The 25685-nt window shown below is 68.8% G+C and carries 19 protein-coding genes, 1 other RNA gene and 7 pseudogenes; 13 read left to right on the forward strand and 14 right to left on the reverse strand.

From position 1 onward, the window contains the following. Positions 1 to 261: 261 nt before the first annotated feature. From A6302_RS11695 to A6302_RS11715, 4 genes and pseudogenes are all read right to left on the reverse strand, one after another. Positions 262 to 1886, reverse strand: a pseudogene (locus A6302_RS11695) (acyl-CoA synthetase). 179 nt (positions 1887 to 2065) lie between these two features. After that, positions 2066 to 3264, reverse strand: a pseudogene (locus A6302_RS22975) (OpgC family protein). 162 nt (positions 3265 to 3426) lie between these two features. Continuing rightward, the gene (locus tag A6302_RS11710; protein WP_069307188.1) at positions 3427 to 3720 is read right to left on the reverse strand and encodes a DUF6455 family protein; all 294 of its coding nucleotides are present in this window, start codon (positions 3718 to 3720) and stop codon (positions 3427 to 3429) included. 174 nt (positions 3721 to 3894) lie between these two features. Beyond that, positions 3895 to 4605, reverse strand: a complete 711-nt coding sequence (locus A6302_RS11715) for a DUF1013 domain-containing protein (RefSeq protein WP_069307189.1) — start codon at positions 4603 to 4605, stop codon at positions 3895 to 3897. An 824-nt stretch (positions 4606 to 5429) separates the two neighbouring features. Here A6302_RS11715 and rcdA point away from each other — a divergent pair. From rcdA to A6302_RS11745, 6 genes and pseudogenes are all read left to right on the forward strand, one after another. Continuing rightward, complete coding sequence (gene rcdA, locus A6302_RS11720) at positions 5430 to 5960, forward strand: protease adaptor protein RcdA (protein WP_083255713.1); 531 nt, start codon at positions 5430 to 5432, stop codon at positions 5958 to 5960. A 146-nt stretch (positions 5961 to 6106) separates the two neighbouring features. Continuing rightward, positions 6107 to 6850, forward strand: coding sequence for a thiamine phosphate synthase (locus tag A6302_RS11725; RefSeq protein WP_069307191.1), 744 nt, complete (start codon positions 6107 to 6109; stop codon positions 6848 to 6850). Positions 6851 to 7007: 157 nt separating this feature from the next. Then, positions 7008 to 8036 (forward strand): tetratricopeptide repeat protein, encoded by a 1029-nt coding sequence (locus tag A6302_RS11730; protein ID WP_069307192.1) that lies wholly within the window; start codon positions 7008 to 7010, stop codon positions 8034 to 8036. Positions 8037 to 8216: 180 nt separating this feature from the next. After that, positions 8217 to 9008: an inositol monophosphatase family protein gene (locus tag A6302_RS11735; protein ID WP_069307193.1), complete on the forward strand. Its 792-nt coding sequence runs from the start codon at positions 8217 to 8219 to the stop codon at positions 9006 to 9008. 120 nt (positions 9009 to 9128) lie between these two features. Beyond that, a pseudogene (locus tag A6302_RS11740) lies at positions 9129 to 10114 on the forward strand (flagellar motor protein MotA). A 44-nt stretch (positions 10115 to 10158) separates the two neighbouring features. Further along, a complete protein-coding gene (locus tag A6302_RS11745) occupies positions 10159 to 11187 on the forward strand; it encodes a peptidoglycan -binding protein (protein WP_069307194.1) in 1029 nt (342 codons plus the stop codon). 51 nt (positions 11188 to 11238) lie between these two features. On the opposite strand, the pseudogene A6302_RS21325 reads toward A6302_RS11745, so the two are convergent. Both A6302_RS21325 and A6302_RS11750 read right to left on the reverse strand, forming a co-directional pair. Then, positions 11239 to 11525, reverse strand: a pseudogene (locus A6302_RS21325) (GIY-YIG nuclease family protein). A gap of 511 nt (positions 11526 to 12036) precedes the next feature. Beyond that, positions 12037 to 13844 (reverse strand): annotated as a pseudogene (locus A6302_RS11750) (ABC transporter transmembrane domain-containing protein). Positions 13845 to 14062: 218 nt separating this feature from the next. Here A6302_RS11750 and A6302_RS11755 point away from each other — a divergent pair. Then, positions 14063 to 14458 (forward strand): hypothetical protein, encoded by a 396-nt coding sequence (locus A6302_RS11755; protein WP_069307195.1) that lies wholly within the window; start codon positions 14063 to 14065, stop codon positions 14456 to 14458. A gap of 225 nt (positions 14459 to 14683) precedes the next feature. Beyond that, complete coding sequence (gene rpmE, locus A6302_RS11760) at positions 14684 to 14908, forward strand: 50S ribosomal protein L31 (RefSeq protein ID WP_069307196.1); 225 nt, start codon at positions 14684 to 14686, stop codon at positions 14906 to 14908. Between the two features lie 50 nt (positions 14909 to 14958). Here rpmE and A6302_RS11765 read toward each other — a convergent pair. The 5 genes and pseudogenes from A6302_RS11765 to tkt form a co-directional block, all read right to left on the reverse strand. Further along, positions 14959 to 15848: pseudogene (locus A6302_RS11765) on the reverse strand (exopolysaccharide biosynthesis protein). Between the two features lie 61 nt (positions 15849 to 15909). Then, entirely contained in the window at positions 15910 to 17106 is a 1197-nt protein-coding gene (locus A6302_RS11770) for a phosphoglycerate kinase (protein ID WP_069307197.1), read from the reverse strand. A 13-nt stretch (positions 17107 to 17119) separates the two neighbouring features. Continuing rightward, on the reverse strand, positions 17120 to 17704 hold the full coding sequence (locus tag A6302_RS11775) for a putative glycolipid-binding domain-containing protein (protein WP_069307198.1): 585 nt from the start codon (positions 17702 to 17704) through the stop codon (positions 17120 to 17122). A gap of 14 nt (positions 17705 to 17718) precedes the next feature. Further along, a pseudogene (gene gap / locus A6302_RS11780) lies at positions 17719 to 18725 on the reverse strand (type I glyceraldehyde-3-phosphate dehydrogenase). Positions 18726 to 18855: 130 nt separating this feature from the next. Next, entirely contained in the window at positions 18856 to 20844 is a 1989-nt protein-coding gene (tkt, locus tag A6302_RS11785) for a transketolase (protein WP_069307199.1), read from the reverse strand. 404 nt (positions 20845 to 21248) lie between these two features. Between tkt and A6302_RS11790 the strand changes: the two genes are divergently transcribed. The 3 genes from A6302_RS11790 (at position 21249) to ssrS (ending at position 22269) form a co-directional block, all read left to right on the forward strand. Beyond that, positions 21249 to 21530, forward strand: coding sequence for a DUF4164 domain-containing protein (locus tag A6302_RS11790; RefSeq protein WP_069307200.1), 282 nt, complete (start codon positions 21249 to 21251; stop codon positions 21528 to 21530). Positions 21531 to 21635: 105 nt separating this feature from the next. Then, positions 21636 to 22004 carry a cell division protein ZapA gene (locus tag A6302_RS11795; RefSeq protein WP_069307201.1) on the forward strand — a complete coding sequence of 123 codons (369 nt, stop codon included), beginning with the start codon at positions 21636 to 21638 and terminating at the stop codon, positions 22002 to 22004. A 107-nt stretch (positions 22005 to 22111) separates the two neighbouring features. Further along, a non-coding RNA gene (gene ssrS / locus A6302_RS11800) (6S RNA) lies at positions 22112 to 22269 on the forward strand. Between the two features lie 137 nt (positions 22270 to 22406). On the opposite strand, the gene A6302_RS11805 is transcribed toward ssrS, so the two are convergent. Then, positions 22407 to 22607, reverse strand: a complete 201-nt coding sequence (locus A6302_RS11805; RefSeq protein WP_245294041.1) for a hypothetical protein — start codon at positions 22605 to 22607, stop codon at positions 22407 to 22409. A 584-nt stretch (positions 22608 to 23191) separates the two neighbouring features. Between A6302_RS11805 and A6302_RS11810 the strand changes: the two genes are divergently transcribed. Continuing rightward, positions 23192 to 23815 carry a 5-formyltetrahydrofolate cyclo-ligase gene (locus tag A6302_RS11810; protein WP_069307202.1) on the forward strand — a complete coding sequence of 208 codons (624 nt, stop codon included), beginning with the start codon at positions 23192 to 23194 and terminating at the stop codon, positions 23813 to 23815. Further along, on the forward strand, positions 23812 to 24636 hold the full coding sequence (locus tag A6302_RS11815; protein WP_069307203.1) for a TIGR00282 family metallophosphoesterase: 825 nt from the start codon (positions 23812 to 23814) through the stop codon (positions 24634 to 24636). The genes A6302_RS11810 and A6302_RS11815 overlap by 4 nt, the downstream gene beginning before the upstream one ends. An 11-nt stretch (positions 24637 to 24647) precedes the next feature. On the opposite strand, the gene A6302_RS22195 is transcribed toward A6302_RS11815, so the two are convergent. Then, complete coding sequence (locus tag A6302_RS22195) at positions 24648 to 24983, reverse strand: leucine-rich repeat domain-containing protein (protein WP_141703706.1); 336 nt, start codon at positions 24981 to 24983, stop codon at positions 24648 to 24650. A gap of 14 nt (positions 24984 to 24997) precedes the next feature. Continuing rightward, positions 24998 to 25685, reverse strand: a 688-nt coding sequence (locus tag A6302_RS11820; protein ID WP_141703708.1) for a leucine-rich repeat domain-containing protein, incomplete at its 5' end; no start/stop codon positions are given.

A 25685-nucleotide genomic window follows, 5' to 3' on the forward strand; every position in this document is an offset into this window, starting at 1 on the left:
TCGGAAGTTGCATCTCAAGGACGAAATCAACAAGCTGCAGGCCAACACGGGGCGCCGTGGCTCCCTGCACTGACAGGACGCGGCCGTTGCGGTCGCACTGACGAAGCGCTTCATGCGCAAGGGCCACGGACGCGGCGTCCGTGGCCCTTTCGCTTGCCGCGTTGCGCGTGGCGCGCAGGGCTAAGGCGTGAAGGAGGCAGCCATCTTTCGGGCCGGCTCGGAGCCGGCAGGCCGAGCTTCCGGGCAGCCTCTCCTTGCCGCTCACATCGCCCTGGTGCGCTCGCGCAGGACGTATTTCTGCACCTTGCCGGTGGAGGTCTTCGGCAGGTCCTCGAAGACGACATGGCGCGGGCACTTGTAGTGGGCGAGGCGGTCGCGGCACCAGGCGATGACCTCGTCGGCGCCGAGCGTCATGCCGGGCCTGACCTCGATGAAGGCGCAGGGCGTCTCGCCCCATTTCTCGTCGTCCTTGGCGACCACGGCCACGGCCTGCACGGCCGGGTGCTTGTAGATCGCGTCCTCGACCTCGATCGAGGAGATGTTTTCGCCGCCGGAGATGATGATGTCCTTGGAGCGGTCCTTCAGCTGGATGTAGCCGTCGGGATGCATCACGCCGAGGTCGCCGGAGTGGAACCAGCCGCCGGCAAAGGCCTCGCCGGTCGCCTTCGGGTTCTTCAGATAGCCCTTCATCACCACGTTGCCCCGGAACATGACCTCGCCGAGGGTCTCGCCGTCGGCCGGCACGGGGATCATCGTCACCGGATCCATGACGGTGAGATCCTCGAGCGCGGGATAGCGCACGCCCTGGCGCGCCTTCTTCACCGCCCGCTCGTCCGAGGCGAGCGCCTCCCAGTCGGTCTTCCACTCGTTGACGACCGCCGGACCGTAGGTCTCGGTCAGGCCGTAGAGGTGGGTCACCTCGAAGCCGGCCTCGGCCATGGCCGCCAGCACGGCCTGCGGCGGCGGGGCGGCGGCGGTCATGAACTTGACGACGCCGTCGAAGTCGCGCTTCTCCGCCGCGCCCGCGCCGAGCAGCACGCTCATCACGATCGGCGCGCCGCAAAGATGGGTGACGCCATGGGTCGCGATCGCCTCGTACATCGCACCCGCCCGCACCCAGCGCAGGCAGACGTGGGTGCCGGCCACGAAGGAGATCGTCCAGGGAAAGCACCAGCCGTTGCAGTGGAACATCGGCAGGGTCCACAGATAGACCGGATGGCGCGGCAGTTCGCAGGCGAGCACGTTGGCATAGCCCATCAGCGCGGCGCCGCGGTGGTGGTAGACGACGCCCTTGGGGTTGCCGGTGGTGCCGGAGGTGTAGTTGAGCGAGATCGCCTCCCACTCGTCGCCGGGCATCACCCAGGCGTAGTCCGGGTCGCCGGAGGCGACGAACTCCTCGTAGTCGATGTCGCCGAGCCGGTCGCCCGCAATGTCATGCTCCGGGTCGTCATAGTCGATGACGATCGGCTGGACCTTGGAGGTGGCGAGCGCGGCCCGGACGGTCTTCGAGAATTCCTTGTCGGTGATCAGCACCTTCGTCTCGGCGTGTTCCAGCGAGAAGGCGATGATCGCCGCGTCGAGGCGGGTGTTGAGCGTGTTGAGCACGGCGCCGCACATCGGCACGCCGTAGTGGCACTCCAGCATCGCCGGCGTGTTGGCGAGCATCACCGAGACGGTGTCGCCCTTGCCGACGCCGCGGGCGGCCAGCGCCGAGGCGAGTCGCCGGGCGCGGGCGAGAAGTCGGCGTAGGAGGTGCGGCGGGTGCCGTGGATGATCGCGGTGCGCTCGGGAAACACCCGGGCCGCGCGTTCCAGCTGGGTCAGCGGCGTCAGCGGCTGGTGGTTGGCGGGATTGCGGTCGAGGTCGCGCTCATAGATGGACGTCATCGTTTCCCCCTGCGGCTCGTTCGTGGCCGCTCGCCGTGGCGGCCCATCTGTGCGGGCCTGCTTCGCGAGGAGATAAAACCACACTTCGCCGGCAGCTCAATCACCCCAAAAGGCCTAGGCACCGCAAAAGGAGGTAGGCACCTCGGAAGGCGAGGGGATCCGCAGAAACCCGGTCTGCTTCATTCGGCCGCGCCCGGGGTCGCATCCGGGACGGGGGTGATCGCGGCCGGGGCCTCCGCCGGGCGGCGCTTCGCCTTCGGGCCGGTCCAGTCCATGTAGAGGGCGACCAGATAGTGGACGAGCGCCCCGCCGGCGACCAGCAGCGTGTCCAGCCAGAACACCTTCGGGGTTTCCGGGAAGGGAAGGATGTCGTCCATGCCGAAGTGGATGTAGCGCACCTGCAGTCCGATCACCGACAGCAGCGCCCCGACCCAGAACACCGGCAGCGCGTTGCGGCCGATCACCACCAGCGGATTGCCCGCGGTCAGCCGGCGACCGAGCCAGCCCATCACGCCGCTGTGGCCGACCACATAGGCGAGCGCGAGGATGTGGGCGAGTCGCGGCAGCGCCACATAGGTCTTTTCGTTGCCGACGAGGCTGGCCGGCAGATGGATGTCCGGGATCGTGCCCCACATGTTGAAGAAGGCGTAGGCGCCGCAGGCGATCAGGTAGAGGACGGCGATCCAGAACACGGGCGCGGAATAGGGAACGCCCTTGCCCTCGACCATCAGGCGATGGCCGAGCAGCAGGCCGAGGGCGAAGATCAGCTGCCAGCTCAGCGGATCGAAGAACCACGCGCCTTCGGTCGGATAGTTCGGAATGTTGATCTGCCAGACCTGCGGCACGGCCCAGACGGCGAGCGAGGCGGCGAGCAGCCAGCCGCGGCCGTGCGCCAGCAGCCAGAGCATCACCGGCAGGGAGGCGATCAGCACCACGTAGAGCGGCAGGATGTTGAAGTAGCCCGGCTGGTGGGTGAGGATCGCGAGGCCGACCATTGCCTCGCGCGGGGTCTCGAACACGGCCTCAGGTTGAAGTCGTCGAGCAGGCCGACCGTGCCGAGCCAGATGGCGGCGGCGGCGAACAGGCCGAGGCCCGCCAGCAGATTCGAGAGGTGGGCGACATAGAGCGTGCCCGCCCGGCGGATCACCCGGGCCGAGGTCAGCAGCCGGTCGCCGTTGGCAAAGGGCGGGAAGTAGGCGAAGGCAGCGGCCACGCCGGCCAGCAGCACGAACACCTCGGCCGCATCGGTGATGCCGAAGTTCTTGTGGCTGAACTGCTCGAAGGTGTTGCCGGGGATGTGGTTGACGAAGATTTCCAGCAGCACCCAGCCGCGCAGGAAGTCGATACGGTGGTCGCGGGTCGCCGGCCGCTGGATCATCTCGGGTCCCCGTCGCTGCGGAACGGCGACGGCCGTCCGCCCGGAACGGGCCAAAGCGATCCCGCATCCGAAAGCGGGCCAAAGGCCACGCAGCGAGGCGTGTGTCAACTCCGCAGGCAGATCCCGGCGCGGCGGGTGGCGTTGCGAGCCGGCTTGCGCGTCTCAGATCGTGTCGATCGTCTGGACGGCGGCGTCGAAGAGGTCGTGGTTGGCGCACAGGCGCGGCGGGCGGTCGGCGCCGCGAATCGCGGCAATCTCGAGCCATTCGCGGCAGCCGGCCTTGTCGGCGCAGCCGTCGCAGCGGCGGCCGGCGGCGGAGATCTCGGCAGGGGTGAAGTGGTCCTGCGGCACCACGCCGAGGGTCGTCGCCATCCGCGCCATCAGCACGGGCACGTCGGCCATGGCCCGTTCGGACCCCGGGAGATCACGCGTGGCCGTCATCGTGTCGTTCGCCATGGTCCGTCTCCCGCTCCGCTGTGGTGGAGACGAGACTAGGACACGGGCGGCAAGCGTCGTTGATCTGGATCAAGCCCCCGGTCCGGGATCGACCCGAGGTTGGCCCGAAGCCGGCGCTGGCCTGGAACGATCCGGCGGCGGCTCCGGCCTGTGACCGGAGCCGCCGCCGGGAACTCAGTCTTCGTCCTCGTCGTCGACCGGCTTGTTCTGCATGGAGCTGAGCTTGGCGAAGACCGCGGCTGCGTCGATCTCCTCCTCCTCCTTCTCCTGCGCGCGGTTGCCCTGGAACATCGACAGGGCCGACTGCGACGTGGTCTCCTCGACCGGCAGCAGCGTCGGCGCGCCCGCGGGGGCCGGCGGCAGGTTCTTGGCGGCCTTCTCGACCTCCATGTCGAGCTCGATCTGCGAGCAGAGGCCGAGCGTCACCGGGTCGAGCGGCGACAGCGACGCCGAATTCCAGTGGGTGCGGTCGCGGATCTGGGCGATGGTCGGCTTGGTGGTGCCGACGAGGCGCATGATCTGCGCGTCCTTCAGTTCCGGATGATTGCGCACCAGCCAGAGGATGGCGTTCGGCCGGTCCTGGCGGCGCGAGACCGGCGTGTAGCGCGGACCCTTGCGCTTGGATTCCGGCACGCGGACCTTGGGGTCGGCGAGGCGCAGCTTGTGGGTCAGGTTGCGCTGGGCAAGGTCGATCTCCTCGCGCGTCAGCTGACCGGTCTGGATCGGGTCGAGACCCTTGATGCCCTGCGCCGCCTCGCCGTCGGCGATCGCCTTGACCTCGAGCGGATGCAGCTTGCAGAACTGCGCGATCTGCTCGAAGGACAGGGCGGTGTTCTCGACGAGCCAGACCGCGGTGGCCTTGGGCATGAGCGGTATGGTGGCCATGGGCAAAGTCCTCCTGATGGCCCCGCCGGTCCTGGCCGGTGGAGCGATATCTACTTCCATGGAGAAGGGGATTGCCGGCTATATAGACTCAGCCGGCCTGAAGTGCAATTTCAATCGAGTTGAGGCCCGGCTTTTCCCTGTAATTCATGATCTCGCGTCGCGGCCCGAAAAGACGGGGAAAAGCTTGGCGTCGGCCGGCCGTGCACTTTGCACCACGGCCGGCCCGCCGTTGCCGCGGGGCCTGTCCCTGATGCCTGCCCGGGCCCTGCGAAAGACGGCGGTCCGCAACAACCGCTCTGCACGGCGCAGAATGTGGCGCGGACTCTTCAACTTGCCCTTGCGGCACCTCGCCCTCGTCTTGGCACGGGCCGCCGCGTCCCTGATTGGGACAGGCTATTCGAAAACGGGTCCAAGTATTTACCAATTGTTAACATTTATAATCTATTACTGGTCTTGTCCAGCCTTCTGGATCTGCGAGTGGCTCCCGTCACTCCTTTTTGATGCCTCCCTGTCTACTTAGAGCCGCGCTTCGACGCGGCTCTTTTTTCGGCCACGCAGCCTCTCCCTCCTCCCCTTTCCCGGCTGATTCCGGGCGCCATGTGCGCCTTGGCACTCGTCGCCGCGCGTTTTCCTCGAATGTTCGCAGGATGATCCCGTGCGCTGGCACGTCGGTTGCCAAGACGAGAGCGAAGGCTCCCGCCGCTGTCGCAAAATGGCCCAGTTCAGGGTCATCGTCGGACATCACGGAGACCGGAGCCGCGGAAACCGGCCGGAACGCTCGACGTTCCCGCCCAGAAGCGAGTAGGGTAGCGACCATGAGCGACATGACGCGCGAGATCGAGGCACGGTTGCCGGGGGCCATTCCCTTCGCCGAACGCTTCGCCGGATCGGAAACGTTCCGCGACCTGTTCCGCGAGGGCATGGGCCTCGTGGAGGAAACCGCGGCCTATCTCGATGGCGACGGACGGGCCCATTCGCGCGGCCTCGGCCGGGCCGCCTCGCTGACCTACGCCACCGAATCGATGCGCCTCACCACGCGGCTGATGCAGATCGCCTCGTGGCTGCTGCTGCAGCGCGCCGTCAACGAGGGCGAGATCACCCAGGCCCAGGCCGGCAGCGAGAAGTCCAAGGTGCGGCTCGACGGCGGCCACGCCCCCGCGCAGAACGCCACGTGGGACGAGCTTCCGGTGGAGCTGCGCGACCTGATCGGCCGCTCGATGCGGCTGCAGGACCGGGTGCGCCATCTCGACCAGGCGATGTATGCGCCGCCCGCGCCGGTGGTTGCCGCCAATCCGGTCTCGCGCCAGCTCGGCCGTCTCGCCGATGCCTTCGGCGGGCGTCCCGTCGACGCCTGAGGCTGGCCGAGCGCGAGATGCGTCGCCCTGCGGCGCCAGCTTGCGAGGTTCCGGCTTTTCGCCGCAATCGCTCGGCAGGGTCTCGCCGGGCGGCGCCCGATGTGCTTTGAAGGGCGCCACCGACCTCAGATCCCAGAGACCCGCCCGTGCCCCGCGCCAGACTGTTCCTGATCACACCCCGCAGCCTCGACCTCGAGGCCTTCGTTCCGCAGCTCGAAGCGGCCCTTGACGGCGGCGACGTCGCCTCGCTGCTGATCGCCACCGAGGTCAGCTCCGAGGCGGCGCTGCAGCGCATCGCCGAGCGGCTGGTGCCGATCGCCCAGAGCCGCGACGTGGCCGTCATGGTGCGCGGCGACAGCCGCACCGCCGGCCGCTCGAAGGCCGACGGCATCCATTGCGACACCGGGGCGGCCGATCTCGCCTCCGCGATCGAGGCCTTCCATCCGAAATCGATCGTCGGCGCGGCCGGCCTCAAGTCGCGCGACGAGGCGATGGCGGCCGGGGAGGCGGGGGCCGACTACCTGTTCTTCGGCATGATCGATCTTCCCGAGGAGCCGGCGCCGCACCGCAAGTCGATCGACTTCGGCCGCTGGTGGGCCAACGTGTTCGAGCCGCCGTGCGTGGTGCTGGCCGGCGCCGACCTTGCCTCGGTCACGGCCGCGGCCGGGACGGGCGCCGAATTCGTCGCGCTGCGCGACGCGGTGTGGACCCATCCGGACGGCCCCGCGGCGGCGGTGAAGATCGCCAACGATCTCCTCGAGGCCGCGGCCGTGTCGCAGGACGACGAAGACCCGGACGCCGGGGATCAGGACGACGAGGACTCGGACGACGGGGATCTGGACGGGGATCTGGACGACGGGGATCAGCACGACGAGGGCAAGGCGGGATGAGCGGCGCGCGCCGGCCGACGTCCGCGTTCCGTCTGCTGACGGCGATTGCCGCTGCCGGGGCCGTCTTGTCCGGCGCCGCCATGGCGCAGACGCCGCCCTCTGCGACGACACAGCGCCTGCGGCAACACCGGCCCCTGCGGCGCCCGCGCTGCCTCCGGTGATCGGCGGCAGCGTGATCGTCGACCAGGACGCCGGCGCGGCGGGCTTTTCCGACGTGCAGCCGTTCCGTCCGCCGCCGGACATCTCCAATCCGGTGCTGGAACTCGTCGACCCGGACAAGATCGACTATGCCTTCGGCGCCTTCCAGCGCGGCTACTATCTGACCGCGCTCGCCATCGCGACCGAGAACGCCAGGACCGGCGACGCGGCGGCGCTGACGCTGATCGGCTTCCTCTACGAGAACGGCCTCGGTGTGCCGCAGGACCGCAAGGAGGCCGCGCTCTGGTATGGCCTTGCCGTCGAGGCGGGCGATCCGGCGGCGATGGTCGAACTCGCCAATCTCCACGCCAACGGCGACGGCGTGGCGTTGGACCGCAAGAAGGCGGCCGACCTGCTGGAGACGGCGCTGGCGAAGGGCCGCACCGAGGCCGCCTACGGCCTCGGCCTCGTCTTTCTGGCCGGCGACGGACGGCCGCGCGATCCGGAGAAGGCGGCGGCCTATTTCCGGCAGGCGGCCGAAGCCGGCGATGCCGAGGCGCAGTATGCGCTGGCCTCACTGTATCAGGAGGGCACGGGCGTTGCGGCCGACCCGGCCGAGGCGGCGGCATGGATGGGCCGGGCGGCCGACAGCGGCAACATCGCGGCGGCGGTGGAATACGCGATCATGCTGTTCAACGGCACCGGCGTTTCCGCCAACGAGAAACTCGCCTACGCCTGGTTCCAGCTTGCCGCGCGCGCGGGCAACCCGATCGCCCAGAACCGGCTCGCCCGGCTCTACGCGTCCGGACGCGGCGTGCGCCAGGACGAGGAGCGCGCGGCGGTCTGGCATCTTCGCGCCCAGCGCGCCGGCCTCAACGATCCGTGGCTCGACGAGATGATGGTGCGCCTTGGCGAGGAGAAGCGCGCCCGTGCACTGGCCGCCTCCGGCGAGGCCGACGCCGGTCTGCCGGAGGAAGGTGCGGGCCTTGCGCCCCCCGCGTCCGGCAGCCCGTCCGCAGCAGGGGCGCCGGTCCCGAAGCCGAAATGACGGCTGACCGATCCCCGTAAGGGCCGCCTTTTGCAGCCCCGCCGCGCCGCAAAAGTCGTCTTCCCTTGAAATGCGGCCGGCTTTGTGGTCCAAGGCGCGCTTCAAGTCCGAATGCATCCGACACACCCGGCCCGCGATCCGCGCGGGCTTCGGCCCGAGCGGCCGTCAGGAACGAGATCCATGGCCCGCAGCGCCCTCATGACCGTGATGATCCAGGCCGTCCGCAAGGTCGGCCGCAACCTCACCCGCGACTATGGCGAGGTGGAGAACCTGCAGGTCTCGCTGAAGGGCCCGGGCCAGTTCGTCACCGCCGCCGACCGCAAGGCCGAGACGGCGCTGTTCGAGGAACTGCAGCGGGTGCGGCCCGCCTTCGGCTACCGCTCGGAGGCGCGCGGCGAGGTCCAGGGCACCGACGCCAGCCAGCGCTGGGTCGCCGAGCCGGTCGACGGCGTGACCAACCTTCTCCACGGCATGCCGCATTTCGCGATTTCCGTCGCGCTCGAGAAGGCCGGCCAGATCATTGCCGGCGTCGTCTACAACCCGGCGACCGACGAGATCTTCTCCACCGAACGCGGCGGCGGCGCCTTCCTCAACGACCGGCGCCTGCGCGTCGCCGTGCGCAAGGAACTCGCCGACGCGGTGATCGGCACGGCGCTGCCGGATCTGGCGGGCGGCGACCATCGCCGCCATGCGGCCGAGCTGCGCCAGATCGCCGCCTCGGTGGCCGGCGTGCGCGCCCTCGGCTGCACCAGCCTCGATCTGGCCTATGTGGCCGCCGGCCGGCTCGACGGCGCCTGGCTCACCGGCCTTGCGCCGTGGAAGGCCGCGGCGGGCGTGCTGATGATCAAGGAGGCCGGCGGCTACGCCACGACCTTCGACGGCGCCGACAAGGCGCTCGCCACGGGCGAGGTGGTCTGCGGCAACGAGGACATCCACGGGGCGCTGATGCGCAAGATCGCCGCGGCGGCCTGACGCCGGACACGGCGGCGCGGACACGGTTCCGACAATTGTCCGCGCAGGGCGACACCGGCGGTTTTTATTCCTTGGCAATCGCGGTATCAGTGGTCCCGACATCGATCGAGACAGGACGCCATGGTCAAGGACATCGATCCCTACAAGCTGTCGAGCCCGCAGGTCTATCTCTGGCGGATGGTGCTGTTCCTGGTGATCGCGAGCCTGATCGCGATGCTGCTCTACCGGCAGATCCAGGTCGCCTTCCTCTCCAATCCGGCGCTGAACTCCACGATCATCCTCTGCGCGCTGATCGGCATCCTGCTGGCGATCCGGCAGGTGATGCGGCTTGTTCCGGAGGTGCGCTGGGTCAACAGCTTCCGGCTCGGCGATCCGGGGCTGATGGTGGCGCGGCCGCCGGTGCTGCTGGCGCCGATGGCGACCCTGCTCGGCGACCGGCTGGGGAGGACCGCGATCTCGACCCAGACCATGCGCTCGATCCTCGATTCGATCGGCACCCGTCTCGACGAGGCGCGCGACATCTCGCGCTATCTGACCGGCCTGCTGGTGTTCCTCGGCCTGCTCGGCACCTTCTGGGGCCTGATCGAGACCGTGACGGCGGTGGGTGACACGATCCAGTCGCTCGACGTGACCTCGGGCAATTCCGGCGCGATCTTCGAGGACCTGAAGGCCGGTCTCCAGGCGCCGCTGTCGGGCATGGGCACGGCCTTCTCGTCCTCGCTGTTCGGCCTTGCCGGCTCGCTGATCCTCGGCTTCCTCGACCTTCAGGCCGCCCAGGCGCAGAACCGCTTCTACGTCGACCTCGAGGACTGGCTCTCGACCGTCACCGACCTCGAACCGGAAGAACTCGACCGCCATGGCGCGGGCGGCTTCGACGACGTGCGCGTGGCGCTGGAGCGGCTCACCCGCGAGATCCACGACGGCGGCAGCCGTGGCACCTCGGCGGCGATGGCCTCGCTGGCCGAAAGCTCCAGGGGCTCGTGCAGCACATGCGCAGCGAGCAGAAGACCCTGCGCAAGTGGGCCGAGGACCAGGGCAGCCAGCAGGAGGAGATCCGCCGGCTGCTGGAGGCCCTGACCGGCGCCGTGGACCGCGGGCGCGAATGACCGCCGGCGACCGCGGGCGCTCGACGATGACGGGAGACTGAGGCATGGCACTCGGACGACGGCGCTTTTCCGGCGAGATGAACTACTGGCCGAGCTTCGTCGACGCGCTGACGACGCTGGTGCTCGCCGTCGTCTTCATGCTGTCGGTGTTCATGATCTCCCAGTATTTCCTCAGCCAGGAGATTTCCGGCAAGGACACGGTGCTGAACCGGCTCAACGCCCAGATCGCCGAGCTGACGGCGCTGCTGGCGATGGAGCGGGCCAGCGGCCGCGACATCTCCGACGACCTGTCGCAGATGCAGATGAGCCTTGCCGACATGGAGGCCGAGCGCGACCGGCTGCGCAGCCAGCTGGCCGCCCAGACCGGCGCGGGCGCGGCCGCCGGCGATGCCGCGGCGCAGCTGACCTCCGAACTCACCGCCGAGCGGCAGGTCAGCCAGCAGGCGCTGGCGCAGGTGGAACTGCTCAACCAGCAGATCTCGGCGCTGCGCCGGCAGATCGCCGCGCTGGAAGACGCGCTCGATGCCTCGGAAAGCCGCGACCGCGAGAGCCAGACCAAGATCGCCGACCTCGGCAAGCGGCTCAACGTGGCGCTTGCCCAGAAGGTGCAGGAGCTGTCGCGCTACCGCTCCGACTTCTTCGGCCGCCTGCGCGAGATCCTCGGCAACCGCTCGGACATCCGCGTCGTCGGCGACCGCTTCGTGTTCCAGTCGGAGGTGCTGTTCGGATCTGGCTCCGAACAGGTCAACGACGCGGGCACCGGCGAACTCGACAAGCTCGCCGACGCGCTGCTGGAACTGGAATCGGAGATCCCGGCGGAGATCGCCTGGGTGCTGCGCGTCGACGGCCACACCGACGCCCGGCCGCTGTCGGGCACCGGCCGTTTCCGCGACAACTGGGAACTGTCGGCCGCCCGCGCCATCTCGGTGGTGAAGTATCTGATCTCCCGCGGCGTGAAACCCGAACACCTCGTCGCCGCCGGCTTCGGCGAGTTCCAGCCGCTGGAAGCGGGCGAGGGCGACGAGGTGTTCGCCAAGAACCGCCGCATCGAGCTGAAGCTCACGGAGCGGTGAGGGGGCCGACGGAACCGACAAACGCGTCCGCGACCTGCAAGAGGTCGCCGATCATCGGTTCAGGCTCTCGTAAAGGTCTTCCCAGTGAGGGTTGTCCTTTTCGACAAGCGCGATCTTCCAGGTTCGTGGCCATCTCTTGAGGGACTTTTCACGGGCAATCGCTCCGTGATCGTTGGAAATTCCTCGGTCCAGACCAGACGTTTGCAGCCGTATTTCGATGTGAACCCGGGCACGATCCCTTCGCGGTGCTCCCATGCCCGACGCGGCAGGTCGCTCGTCACGCCGATGTAGAGCGTGCCGTGCATCCGGTTCGTCATGATGTAGACCCAGCCGCCCATCAGCCGGACTTTCGATTGCGAGATTTCTGCGTGCCAGAGTGCCTGATTTCAGGCGATCGTGTCGATGCGTTACGGCCTGCGGCTGTCCGGTTCGGCGAAGAGCTAGAGAAAGGGCTTCAGCCTCCCTTCCGTCTTCGCCGGGCTTGACCCGGCGACCCACTGGCAGCACGGCATCGATCGCGTCGAGATGAAAAATACGATATATGACAGATAGATAACGACTTGCGTAAACGCCAGTGGGTTGCCGGGTCAAGCCCGGCAAAGACGATAGAGACGGGGGACTGGTGGCCCACCTCTTCAACTTTAGCCTACCGACCGGGAGCATTGACGATGGCGCCTAAGCCGCCGATACCGCAGCCTCGCCCGTTCACCTATGTCACCGATGGCTACCGGCCGGGTCAGGAGCGGCCGCTGCCGGGTGGGCAGGGTGACCGTGGATATCAGCCCTCAGGTCTGGCCAACCGGCCGCCGCCGCCCAAGGGCGGCACGAGCGGCACGAAGAAATAACCCCTCACAGCAGCGGCCGTGCCCCGCCGTCCGAGAACTGCAGCCGTGCCAGTCTCGCGTAGAGCCCGCCCTTGGCCACCAGCTCGTCATGCGTCCCCGTCTCGACGATCCGCCCCGCGTCCATGACGAGGATGCGGTCGGCGGCCTGGACGGTGGCGAGGCGGTGGGCGATCACCAGCGTGGTGCGGCCCTGCATCAGCCGCTCCAGCGCGGTCTGCACCAGCTTCTCGCTCTCGGCATCGAGCGCCGAGGTCGCCTCGTCGAGAAGCAGCACCGGCGCGTCCTTCAGGATCGCGCGGGCAATGGCGATGCGCTGGCGCTGGCCGCCGGACAGCGTCACGCCGCGCTCGCCGAGCGTGGTGGCGTAGCTTCCGGCAGGCGGGCGATGAAGTCGGTGGCGAGCGCATCCTCGGCGGCGGCGGCCAGCTCGGCCTCGCTCGCGTCCGGGCGGCCGTAGCGCAGGTTGTCGGCGGCGCTGGCGGCGAAGATCACGGTGTCCTGCGGCACGATCGCGATGCGGCGGCGCAGCTCGATCGGGTCGGCGGTGCGCAGGTCCACGCCGTCGAGGCGGATCGTGCCGGTGGCCGGATCGTAGAAGCGCAGCAGCAGGTGGAAGATCGTCGACTTGCCGGCCCCCGACGGGCCGACGATCGCCACGGTCTCGCCGGGGGCGACGCGGAAGGTGAGGTCGGAAATCACGCCGACGTCCGGCCGGCCCGGATAGGCAAAGCCGACGCCGGCAAAGTCGATCTCGCCCCTGGCCGGTGCGGGCAGGGGGGCGGGATACTCGGGCGCGGTGATCTGCGGCTCCACGGCCAGCAGTTCGGTCAGCCGCTCGGCGGCGCCGGCGGCCTGGCTGATCTCGCCCCAGACCTGGCTGAGTTCGCCGAGCGCGCCGGCCGCGAACACCGAATAGAGCACGAACTGGCCGAGCGCGCCGGCGGTGATGCGGCCGTCCAGCACGTCCTGCGCGCCGATCCACAAGACGACCACGACGCTGGCGAAGACGACGAAGATGCCGAAGGCGGTGAGGAAGGCGCGGGCCTTCATCTGGGCGCGGGCCGCCTCGAAGGCCTTCTCCACCTCGCCGGAAAAGCGCGCCGTGACGAAGGCCTCGTTGGTGAAGGCCTGCAGGGTGCGCACCGCGCCGATCGCTTCGGAGGCATAGGCGGCGGCGTCCGCCAGCGTGTCCTGGGCATGGCGCGAACGCGCACGCACCTTGCGGCCGAACCAGACCAGCGGCAGCACGATCACCGGGATGGCGAGCAGCACCAGCATGGAGAGCCTGGGGCTCGTCACCACCATCATGATCGTGGCGCCGATGAAGAGCACGAAGTTGCGCAGGGCGATCGAGGCGCTGGCGCCGACGGCGGACTTGATCTGCGTGGTGTCGGCGGTCAGCCGCGAGACGACCTCGCCGGACTGGGTGCTGTCGAAGAAGGCCGGCGAGAGGCGGGTGAGATGGGCAAACACCGCAGCGCGCAGGTCGGCCACCACCCGCTCGCCGATCCAGATCACGAAATAGTAGCGGCAGGCCGAGGCGGCGGCGAGCACGGCGACGACGGCGATCAGCACGAGGAAGTAGCGGTCGATGAAACCGGCGCCCTCGTCGGAGAAGCCGTGGTCGATCATGCGGCGCACGGCCAGCGGCACGGTCAGGGTTGCCAGCGCAGCAACGACGAGGGCCGCGAGCGCACCGGCCACCGGGCCCTTGTAGCGCGCCACGAAGGGCAGCAGCGCCTTCAGCGGCGTCAGCTGCGGACGGCGGGCGCGGCGGGGGCCGGGCTCCCCGGTCTGGGACGTTTCGCTCACCTCGTCTCGCCTCCCGGGTGCCGTTTCTGGTGGGCGGACATGACCACCTGAGGCCGGCGATGACAAGTCCGGGGCAGCCCGGAGGGGAAAAAACCTCAACCGCCCGGTGTCGCCGCGTCTGTTGTTGCAGTGCATCCTCGGCTATGGTTGCCGCTCCGGGTTTTCCGGCGGACGCCCTCGCGCGCCCGAAAGGTGATTTTTCCGAAAGAGACTTGCCCATGATCCGTGTTTCCAGACGCTTTGCGCGCGGCAGCTTCCCCGCCGCCGTTCTTGCCTCCGGGCTCCTCGCCGCGCCCGCCGCCGCCGAGGATCTCGCCGAGGCCACCTCGCAGCTCTGCGCCAAGGTGAAGGGCTGCGTCAGCGCCGAGATCGCCACCGCGACCGACATGAGCGACGCCCAGAAGGCGGAGGCGACCCGGAGCCTCGACACGATGTGCGCCGCCATCGAGCAGAGCTTTTCGATTGCCACGCGCCAGCACAGGCTCAATGATCCGGCGCTCGCCTGCGTGCGGTCGATGAACGCGCTCGATTGCGCGGAGCTGATGGGCGTCGACGGGCCGATGACGGTGGACTGCGAGACCTTTCAGGGACTGGCGGCGGCCGAAGGCGGCTGATATGCGCCGATCCTCTTGTCTCGGCGGGGCCGTTGCGCTATAGCCCCCGCGAACTCCTGTCGCCTCGGTGTCCGGAGGGCGGATGCCGTTCGTCGGCGCCACGCCCTTCCTCTGATCCGGGCGGCTTTCCGGGAACTCAATCTCGCCTCGCGCCGCGGCCGCATCGGTCGTCCCGGCCGGGCGATGTCCGGCCCTCGCGGCGCCGGCAGCCAGGGACGACAGATCATGAAGCAGGGCATCCATCCCGACTACCACACCATCAAGGTCGTGATGACCGACGGCACCACGTTCGAGACCCGCTCGACCTACGGCGCGGCCGGCGACACGCTGAACCTCGACATCGACCCGAAGTCGCACCCGGCCTGGACCGGCGGCACCCAGCACATGCTGGACCGCGGCGGCCGCGTGTCGCGCTTCAAGTCGAAGTTCGGCGGCCTGTTCGGCGGCTGATCCGGTCTTCGCCGGTCCGGCAACGGACCGCGGGATCGCGATGGTGAAATTCAGACAAGCCCCGGTGCGATGCGCCGGGGCTTTTTCGTGCTGTCGGTCGCAACGAGGTGGGCGCACTCACCCGAACAGGGCGGAGATCGCGGCGAGGCCGGCCAGCACGAAGCCGTAGAGGATGCCGGAGACGACGGCGAAGGAGGCGATGCCGGTGAGCCAGCCGGCGGCGACCCAGACGCGTCGCGCTCCAGGAGGCCCAGCGCGATCAGGCAGCAGGCGAGCGCCGGCAGCATGTTGCCGCCGGGGATCGGCAGGAACAGCACCAGCGACAGCAGGAGGCAGAGCGCGCCGGCGAGATTCTGCCCCGGCGGATAGGCAAGGGCGGACAGGCGCGGCTTCATCAGCCGCTCGGCCTTCGCCAGCCACGGGGAAACCTTCTCGATGATCCGCGCGAAATCGCTGCGGGCCATCGAGCGCTTCGAGATGAAGGCCGGCAGCCACGGGGTGGAGCCGAGCATCATCTGGAAGGCGAGGAACAGGATCGGCGCGCGAGGATCGCCGAGGTGCCGGGCGGCGTCGGCAACGTGTTGGGCACGGCGAAGACGAAGATCAGCGCGCCGTGCGCACGGTGGCGCAGCACGTCGAGCAGGTCGCCGACGGAAATGCGCTCGCGGCTCTCGTCGCCGGCTATCACCGACAGGATCTCGGACAGCTTGCCGCCGTGACGGCGCCCGTCCGGCGCCTCCGCGTCGAGATGCGCCGCCGGATCCGGATCGTTCGCGCCGGGCGGCAGGGCGGATGCTGCAAAGGCCGGCGTGTCGTCCCCTGGCATTCCGGCCCCCGGCGGCCCCTCGACCGGCACGGCGGCGCCCGCCGCGTCCGGTGGGGACGCGGCAAGATCCGGGTGGTCGGTGTCGGGAACGGGCCGCAAGGGCTGGAACATCATGCGGCCACTCTATCAGCCGTCCATTGCGAATCGGTAACGCTGCGGCGTTGAAGCAGCTGCCTCACGCCGTCATGAGTGCGGCAACGCCGGGCAGGTCCTTGCCTTCCATCCACTCAAGGAAGGCGCCGCCCGCGGTCGAGACATAGGTGAGCTGGTCGGCGACGCCCGCATGGTTGAGGGCCGAGACCGTGTCGCCGCCGCCGGCGACCGACACCAGCTTGCCGGCCTTCGTCCGCGCGGCCGCATGTCTGGCCGCCGCCACGGTGGCCTTGTCGAAGGGGGCGATCTCGAAGGCGCCGAGCGGGCCGTTCCACAGCAGGGTGTGGGCGTCGTCGATCACCGCGTGGATGCGCTCGATCGACTGCGGGCCGACGTCGAGGATCATGCCGTCGGCGGGAATGGCGTCGAGGCCGTAGGCCTGGCTCGGCGCGCCGGCCGCGAAATGCCAGGCGACCACCGCGTCGACCGGCAGCACGATGGCGCATTTGGCCGCTTCCGCCTTCTGCATGATGCGGTTGGCGGTGTCGGCGAGGTCATGCTCGCACAGCGACTTGCCGACGCCGACGCCCTGGGCGGCGAGGAAGGTGTTGGCCATGCCGCCGCCGATCACCAGCGCGTCGACCTTCTGGCAGAGGTGTTCGAGCACGTCGATCTTGGTCGACACCTTGGCGCCGCCGACGATCGCCACCACCGGGCGCTTCGGCTTGCCGAGGGCTGCCTCCAGCGCCTCCAGTTCGGCCTGCATGGTGCGGCCGGCGTAGGCGGGCAGCAGGCGGGCGATGCCCTCGGTGGAGGCATGGGCGCGGTGGGCGGCCGAGAAGGCGTCGTTGACATAGGCGTCGCCGAGTTCGGCCAGCGCCGCGGCGAAGGCCGGGTCGTTCTTTTCCTCGCCCTTGTGGTAGCGGGTGTTTTCCAGCAGCAGGATCTCGCCGGGGGCCAGCATGTCGACGGCGGCCTTTGCCGCCTCGCCGATGCAATCCTCGGCGAAGGCCACCGGGCGGTCGAGGGCCTTTGCCAGCGGCTTGACGATCGGCTTCAGGCTGTCCTCGGCCTTGCGCTCGCCCTTCGGCCGGCCGAAGTGGGCCAGCAGGATCACCTTGGCATGCAGGCGCGTCAGTTCGCGCACGGTCGGGACGATGCGCTCGATGCGGGTGGCGTCGGAGACCACGCCCTTGTCCATCGGCACGTTGAGATCGACGCGGACCAGAACCCGCTTGCCGTTGAAATCGCCGTCGTCGAGGGTCTTGAAGCTGGTCATCGCAAGGGTGTCCTCAGAGTGAAACGCGCCGCCAGAGCCCCGGATAGTCGACGACGAGACCGTGACGATCGACGGGAAGGTCGGCTGTGAAACCGGTATCGAGGCTTACGTAGCGGTAGAGACGGCCTGGACGCAATGGTTCGTAGCGCTGGCGCTGGATCGAGACGGCCAGCGTTGCGGCCTCGATGTAGACCACCTGGAGGTCGGCGGCCGCGCGCCGGCCCTCGCCGAACAGGCGCCGCACGGGCAGGAGATTGGTCAGCGGCGTGCCGCCGAGGTCGATGTCGAGGGCGTCGTTCAGGGCGGGGAGAGGCGTGCCGTCGCCATCGCTCCAGCGACCGGCGCCATTGCTGCGCAGCGCGATATGTGTGCCGTCGGAGGCGTCGAGGTCGAAGCTGACGACCCGCCAGTCGCCATCGACGGCGAGGCGATAGCCGATCGCCCGGCCGCCGTCCTCGGGCGGGGCGATCAGCGTGCCGGAGACGGTGAGCCCGCCGGAGGGCTCCCCGCCGACGGGCCGGATCTCGACATGTTCGAGCCCGTCGCCGGCCTCGGTCCGCCAGCGGAGGACAAGGCGCGGAACGGGCTCGAACAGCATCCCGGACCTCTGGATCAGAAGGTCTTGCTGATTGCCACCGCGGTGTCGGACATGCGGTTGGAGAAGCCCCACTCGTTGTCATACCAGGCGAGCACGCGCACGAAGGTACCGTCCATGACCTTGGTCTGGTCCATGTGGAAGGTGGACGAGTGCGGGTCGTGGTTGAAGTCGATCGAGACGTTCGGATCGAAGGTGTAGCCGAGGATGCCCTTCAGCGGGCCATCGGCCGCGGCCTGGATCGCGGCGTTGATCTCGTCCTTGGTGGTGGCGCGCCTGGCGATGAACTTGAAGTCCACCACCGACACATTCGGCGTCGGCACGCGGATCGACACGCCGTCGAGCTTGCCGTTGAGCTCGGGCAGCACCAGGCCCACGGCCTTGGCGGCGCCGGTCGAGGTCGGGATCATCGACATCGCCGCGGCGCGGGCGCGGTAGAGATCCTTGTGCATCGTGTCCAGCGTCGCTGGTCGCCGGTGTAGCTGTGGATCGTGGTCATGAACCCCTTCTCGATGCCGATCGCGTCGTTGAGCACGAAGGCGACCGGGGCGAGACAGTTGGTGGTGCACGAAGCGTTCGAGATCACGGTGTGGTCGCCGGTGATCTTGTCGTGATTCACGCCGTAGACGACCGTGAGGTCGGCGCCGTCGGCCGGGGCCGAGACCAGCACGCGCCTGGCGCCCGCCGTCAGGTGGGCCGAGGCCTTGTCCTTCGACGTGAAGATGCCGGTGCATTCGAGCGCGATCTCGACGCCGAGGTCGGCATGGGGCAGCTCGGCCGGGTTGCGCACGGCGGTGACCTTGATCGGGCCGCGGCCGACGTCGATCGTGTCGCCCGACACGGTCACCGTGCCGGGGAAGCGGCCGTGAACCGAATCATAGCGCATCAGATGCGCGTTGGTCTCCACCGGGCCGAGATCGTTGATCGCGACCACCTCGATGTCGGTCCGGCCCGATTCGACGATGGCGCGCAGCACGTTGCGCCCGATGCGTCCGAACCCGTTGATCGCGACTTTCACTGCCATCTGCCAAGGCTCCTCGTCATGCGCCGTCGGGCTCTGCCGGCGGGCTCCGCCGCCCCTTGGGACGGAGACCCGGCCGGCGCCGATCGCGGCGGGATTGTCGTTCCTGTCACCTGCCAGCGAGCCGCAAGGCTCAGCCGGCCAGCTTCTTCGTGGCCGCGTCGACCACCGCCTGCGCGGTGATGCCGAAATGCGGATAGAGCGCCTCGATCGGGCCGGAGGCGCCGAAGCCCGTCATGCCGATGAAGAGGCCGTCGGAGCCGATGATCCGGTCCCAGCCCATGCGGATCGCCGCCTCGATGCCGACCTTGACCTTCGCCGTGCCGATCACCTCGGCGCGGTATTCGGGCGACTGGCGCTCGAGCAGCTCGAAGCTCGGCACCGAGACGACGCGGGCCGGATGGCCGGCGGCGTCGAGCAGGGCCTTGGCCTCAAGGGCGATGCCGACTTCCGAGCCGGTGGCGAAGATCGAGACCTCGGCGTCGCCGGAGGCGGCGGCGATCTCGTAGGCGCCGAGCGCCACCTTGTTGCTGCTTTCCACTTCGGTGCGGAAGGCGGCAAGGTTCTGGCGCGACAGGGCGAGCACGCTCGGGCCCTTGCGGTTGGCGAGCGCGGCCTCCCAGGCTTCCACGGTCTCGACCGCGTCACCCGGACGGAACACCAGCATGTTCGGGATCGCGCGCAGGGCGGCCAGATGTTCCACCGGCTGGTGGGTCGGGCCGTCCTCGCCGAGGCCGATCGAATCATGGGTCATCACGTAGACGACGCGGATGCCCATCAGCGCGGCAAGGCGCATGGCCGGGCGGCAGTAGTCGGTGAAGACGAGGAAGGTGCCGCCGTAGGGCACGAAGCCGCCGTGAAGGGCGATGCCGTTCATCGCCGCCGCCATGCCGAACTCACGGATGCCGTAGTAGATGTAGCGGCCGCCGTAGTTGTCCGCCGTCACCGCCGTCTGGGTCTTGGAGCGGGTCAGGTTGGAGGCGGTGAGGTCGGCCGAGCCGCCGGCGAGTTCCGGCGCCGCGTCGGTCAGCACCTGCAGCGCGTTTTCCGAGGCCTTGCGGCTCGCCACCTTGGGCTTCTCGGCCACGAGCGCGGCCTTGTAGGCGGCGATCTTGTCGGAGAAGCCGCTCGGCAGGTCGCCGCGGATGCGGCGGTCGAAGGCGGCGCGGGTCTCGGCCGGCAGGGCCTTGAAGCGCTTCTCCCACTCCTTGCGGGCCTGGCCGGACTTCAGGCCGGCGACGCGCCAGGCGTCGCGAACCTCGGCCGGAATCTCGAAGGGCGGGTAGTCCCAGCCGAGCGCCTTGCGCGCGCCCTCGATCTCGGTGCCGCCGAGCGGGGCGCCGTGGGCGGCGTGGCTGCCGGCCTTGGTCGGGGCGCCGTAGCCGATCACGGTGCGGCAGGCGATCATGGTCGGCTTGGCGGACGCCTTGGCGCGCTCCAGCGCGGCGGTGATCGCCACCGGGTCGAGGCCGTCGATGCGCTCGGCGCGCCAGCCGCTCGCCTCGAAGCGGGCGATGTGGTCGATCGAGGTCGACACCGAGGTGTGGCCGTCGATGGTGATGCCGTTGTCGTCGAACAGCACGACCAGCCGGTTGAGCTTCAGGTGGCCGGCAAGGTCGATCGCCTCGTGGCTGATGCCTTCCATCAGGCAGCCGTCGCCGGCGATCACGTAGGTCATGTGATCGACGATGTCGTTGCCGAACTCGGCGTTGAGCATGCGCTCGGCGAGCGCCATGCCCACGGCGGTGGCGAGACCCTGGCCGAGCGGGCCGGTGGTGGTCTCGATGCCGGCGGCGTGGCCGTATTCCGGATGGCCGGCGGTCTTGGAGCCGAGCTGGCGGAACTGCTTGAGATCCTCCAGCGTCATGTCCTCGACGCCCAGAAGGTGCAGCAGGGCATAGAGCAGCATGGAGCCGTGGCCGGCGGAGAGCACGAAGCGGTCACGGTCGGGCCAGGTCGGCGCCGCCGGATCGAACTTCATGAACTTCGTGAACAGCACGGTCGCGATGTCGGCGGTGCCCATGGGCATGCCGGGGTGGCCGGACTTGGCCTTCTCCACCGCATCCATGGCCAGCGCACGGATGGCGTTGGCCATTGCGGAGTGTTCGGCGGTGTCGAGCATGGATGCAGAGCCTTCGGAGTGACGCGGGCGCGGCGCCTTCGGGCACCTGCGACCACTTGGCGGGAATGTCTCGGCCCGTCGAGCCTGAACGCTGCGAAATCCGCGGTTTTGACCGCGTGGCGGCGGCCTGCCGCCCTTCGCCGCCCGATCAATAGCAGGAGATCGCCGGGTGTCAATGCAGCCGGCGAATGGCTGGCGCGCGGCGGCCGGGCGGCGTCCTTGCACAGTGCCGCCCTGTTGTCCTGCCGCGCATTAGCCGTGGAATTCTGCGGTCCGCAGGGGCCAGCGGCGTTGAAAGAGGCCGTCGGCTGTGGCACGGGTCATCAGTTGATGCTCAAACTCCGTGGTTCGGTGCGCGCTCCTGGTCGGGCGGCCGGTGCCACGGGGGCGAGGAGAGGATGGGAATGGCCGAGGGCGGGAGTTTCGAGGCGGCGGTCCGGGAGATCGAGGCTGCGCTCGGCCGGCTCGAGGCGGCGGTGGCGCGCCGCGGCGAGACGGAACGCGCGCTCGGCGATCTGGAGATCGAATTCTCCCGCCTCGGCGAGGACCGCTCGCGCCTCGTGCAGGAGCTGGACAATTCCGCCGCCCGCGCCGGCCGGCTGGAAGAGGCCAACCGCGAGGTGTCGCGCCGGCTGGTGGCGGCGATGGAATCGATCCGCGCCGTGCTCGATGCCCACGGCGGCTGAGTCCGTGCGGTCCATCCTTCCCTCTCGCGCCACGGGCCCTGATGCCGGCGGCAAATCCTTCCGGGGCGCGGCGCCCGTCTTCTGCCGCAACGGGAGCGGGCTGACATGGCTCAGGTGACGGTCACCATCGCCGGCAAGGTCTACCGGATGGCCTGCGACGACGGGCAGGAGGAGCATCTGCTCGGCCTTGCCCATCGGCTCGACCAGCAGGTCGACGAACTGCGCCGGGTGTTCGGCGAGATCGGCGACCAGCGGCTGATCGTGATGTCGGCGCTGACCATCTACGACAAGCTCGCCGAGACCGAGCGGCGCCTTGCGGGCGTGGAGGCCGAGGTGGCGGCGCTGCGCGAAAGCCGCGACCGGCTGATCGACCGCCAGCGCGAGATGGAAACCGGCCACGCCCAGCGCCTCAAGGGCCTCGCCGCCCGCATCGACGGTCTCGCCGCCTCGCTGGCCCCCGCCGAGGACGGCTGAGCCGCCGGGTCCGTCGCGACCATGCGGCAGGCGCGTCTCTCACCGTCGCGTCATCGGCAAATTTGCCGCTGGCGAAGCGGCCCTGCGGCGCCTATATTGGCCGTGTGGCGTTGCTGCGCGGTGCGACAGGAATTCACATATCCCCGGGGCCTTATCGATCCGAACGGGGGCTGTCCCTGACTGGGCCCGTGGGCCTGGACACATGGCTCCCACCTACACTGTAGGTTTCCCGGGATCGATCTTCCAACGGCCGATGTGGGGCGCCACACTTTTCTCTTTTTTGATCCGAGACATTGTTGATCGGGCAGTGGCGATTGCAGTCGCCGGCTGCCAGCTTGCGGGTTCGAGTCAATCGCCGCCTGTCCGGCACCTGCCGTGGCGGGCGCCAGAGGCGAGTTCCGATCAGAGGCGCACCTCTTCGATCGCCCAGCCGTGCTCGCTCTCCCACATTTGCACCATGTTCAGCACATCGTCGAAGGTTTCGTCCTTATGCGAGCTGGTGGTGAGGAAGCGGCTCGGGTCGCTGCCATCCCCGATCACGAGCCAGTCGATCGTCTCTTCCAACTCCTCGGCTCCCGGCCCGAGGATGGCGATCAGCGACACCCCGTCCGCAAGGCAGCGCTCCACGAAGCCCGCAAGCCTCGCGTGATCTGAGACCGGGCTGTGAAGGATGATCTTTCGCGCAGTGAACATGGGCGTAAGCATAGGCTTCGTGCCTGTGCTCCTCAACGGGTGCGTTCCGGATGTCGGCTCGTTGATCTTCAGCTTCTCCTTCGTCTTTGCCGGGCCTGACCCGGCAATCCAATCACCTGTCCGCGACGCGATGGCCCATCCGGCTGACTGCCGGACTGTCCGCCGAAAGGCGTTCGACGACGCGCGGCCATTGGGTCGCCGGGTCAGGCCCGGCGAAGACGTGGAGAGGCAGAGAGCCCAAAGATCGGTTGTCCCTCGCCGAACCGAACGGCTCGGCGCTGCAGGCCGAACAGGCCTGGCGCTGCCGAGCCGAGCGGACCCGGCTTCGAGACTCGCCCGATGTCCACGCCTCGGCCTGTCCGCAGCCGGTGGTCACCGGACGCCTTGTCCCCTCTCGCGTCCTCTCTCCACAGCCCATCCGCAGTTCGCCCTTGACCCGCCGCCCCGTCCCGAGCCTCATGCGGCGAGACGGGACAAGCGGCAGGATCAGGCGGATGGCGGACGGGACGGATGGTGCGGCGGCGCTTGCCGCTGCAAAGCAGAGGGTGAGGGCGGAGCGGCTGGCGCTGCGCGACGCATTGCCGGCGGAGACCCGCGCGGCCGCGGCCGCGGCGCTGGTCGCCCATGCGGACGGGCTTGGCGTCGTGCCCGGGTCGGTGGTGTCCGCCTTCCTGCCGATCCGCTCCGAGATCGACCTGCGGCCGCTGATGGCGCATCTGCGCGCTGTCCACGGGGTCACCCTCGGCCTGCCGATCATCATGCCCACCGGCGGCCTGTTCTTCCGCGCCCATGACGAGGCCGACGACCTGGTGCCGCTCGGCTTCGGCACCTATGGCCCCGGGCCGGACAAGCCGGTGGTGGTGCCCGAGCTGATCCTTGCCCCGCTGTCGGCCTTCGACCGCGCCGGCGGGCGAATCGGCTACGGCAAGGGCCATTATGACCAGACCATTGCCCGGCTGCGGCGCGAGGGGTTTTCGCCGCGCGTCTTCGGCGTCGCCTTTGCCTGCCAGGAGGTGGACAGGGTTCCGGCCGAGAGCCACGACGTGCCGCTCCACGGCATCCTCACCGAACAGGGCCTGATCCGCACGGGAGAGGGCGCCCAGGGAGAGGGCGCATGAGGCTTCTCTTCGTCGGCGACGTGGTCGGCCGCGCCGGCCGCCAGATCCTGGTCGACCGCCTGCCGGGGCTCGTCTCCGACCATCGGCTCGATTTCGTGGTGGTCAACGGCGAGAATTCCGCCGGCGGCTTCGGCATCACCGAGGAGATCTGCCGCGACTTTCTCGATGCCGGCGCCGACGCCGTCACCCTCGGCAACCACGCCTTCGACCAGCGCGAGGCCCTCGTCTTCATCGCCCGGCAGGACCGGCTGATCCGCCCGGTCAACTTTCCGCCCGGCACGCCGGGGCGCGGCGCCGGCATGTTCATCGCCCGCAACGGCGCCCGCGTGCTGGTGGTCAACGTCATGGGCCGGGTCTACATGGACGCGCTCGACGATCCCTTCCGCGCCGTGGAGCGCGAGGTGGAGGCCTCGCCGCTCGGCGAGCAGTGTGACGCGATCCTCGTCGACGTCCATGCCGAGGCCACCAGCGAGAAGCAGGCCATGGGGTATTTTCTTGACGGGCGGGCGAGCCTCGTTGTCGGCACCCACACCCACGTGCCCACCTCCGACCACCGCATCCTGCCGGCCGGCACCGGCTACATGTCGGATGCCGGCATGACCGGCGACTACGACAGCGTGCTCGGCATGGACAAGGACGAGCCGCTGCACCGCTTCCTCACCAAGGTCCCCTCCCAGCGCTTCACCCCCGCGCTCGGCGCCGCCACCCTCTCCGGCGTCGCCGTCGAACTCGACGACGTGACCGGCCTCGCCACCGCCATCGCCCCGCTCAGGATCGGCGGCGTGCTGGAGGAAACGATCCCGCGCTTCTGGATGGGATGACGGGGGGCGCTTCAGTCAGCGGTTCCCAAGCAGGCTTTAAACGCATCGATGGAATTTCCATACCGATTCTTCGGGAGCATCTCGTCCGGAATATCGTCGAAATGCAGTCCGAAGCAGTGAAGAGTGTCGAGCTTTGCCAGATTTTTTAGTGGTGCGAGATCGGATACCCGCGTCAAGGAGCAGTCGAGGCATCGAAGGCTGCTGAGACCTGCCAGCGGGGCGAGGTCGGCCACTGGTGTGTAGGCACAATCAAGAGACTCGAGGATGCGCAGTCGTGCCAATGGCGCGAGATCGGCCACCTGCGTGCTTCGGATCTTGAGGTCTGTGAGATTGGCGAGACTGGCCACCGGGGTGATGTCGGCTACCCGCGCGTGGCGGTGCAGTCGAGGGACTGGAGGCTGTCGAGCCCGGCCAGAGGCGAGAGGTCAGCCACCTGCGTGGAGCAACAGCAGATGGACTGGAGCCTGTGGAGCCTTGCCAGCGGAGTGAGGTCAGTGATCTGGGTGGACATGCAGTCGATGTACTGGAGGCTGGCGAGCTCTGCCAGCGGCCAGAGGTCGGCCACCTGCGTATAGCAGCATTCGAGGAATTGGAGACTGGTCAGATTGGCCAGTGGTCCGAGGTCCGTGACCTGCGTGTTGTGGCAAGAAAGTGAGTTCAGGCTGATGAGGCAGGCGAGCGGTGCGAGATCGGCCACTTGCGTGTTGGAGCAGTCGAGTGACCGGAGGCGGCCGAGCCGCTCCAGTGGTCCAATGTCTGACACCTGCGTTTCGGAGCAGTCGAGGGACTGGAGGCTGGCAAGCCGCTTCAGTGGCCCGAGGTCGGAAACCTGTGTATTGCAGCAATTAAGGAACTTGAGATTGTCGCACTGTGCCAGCAGAGCGAGATCCGCCACGTACGAATAGGAGCAGTCCAGGGCCTGGAGCCTGTCGTGCTTTGCCAGCGGCGTGAGGTTGGCCAGTTCGGTTGAAGAGCAGTCGAGAAACTGTAGGCTGCGAATCGTCGCCAGCGGAGCGAGATCAGCCACATCGGTGGAGGAGCAGTCGAGG

It is taken from the genome of Methylobrevis pamukkalensis (genome assembly GCF_001720135.1).
GTDB classification, from domain to species: Bacteria; Pseudomonadota; Alphaproteobacteria; order Rhizobiales; family Pleomorphomonadaceae; genus Methylobrevis; species Methylobrevis pamukkalensis.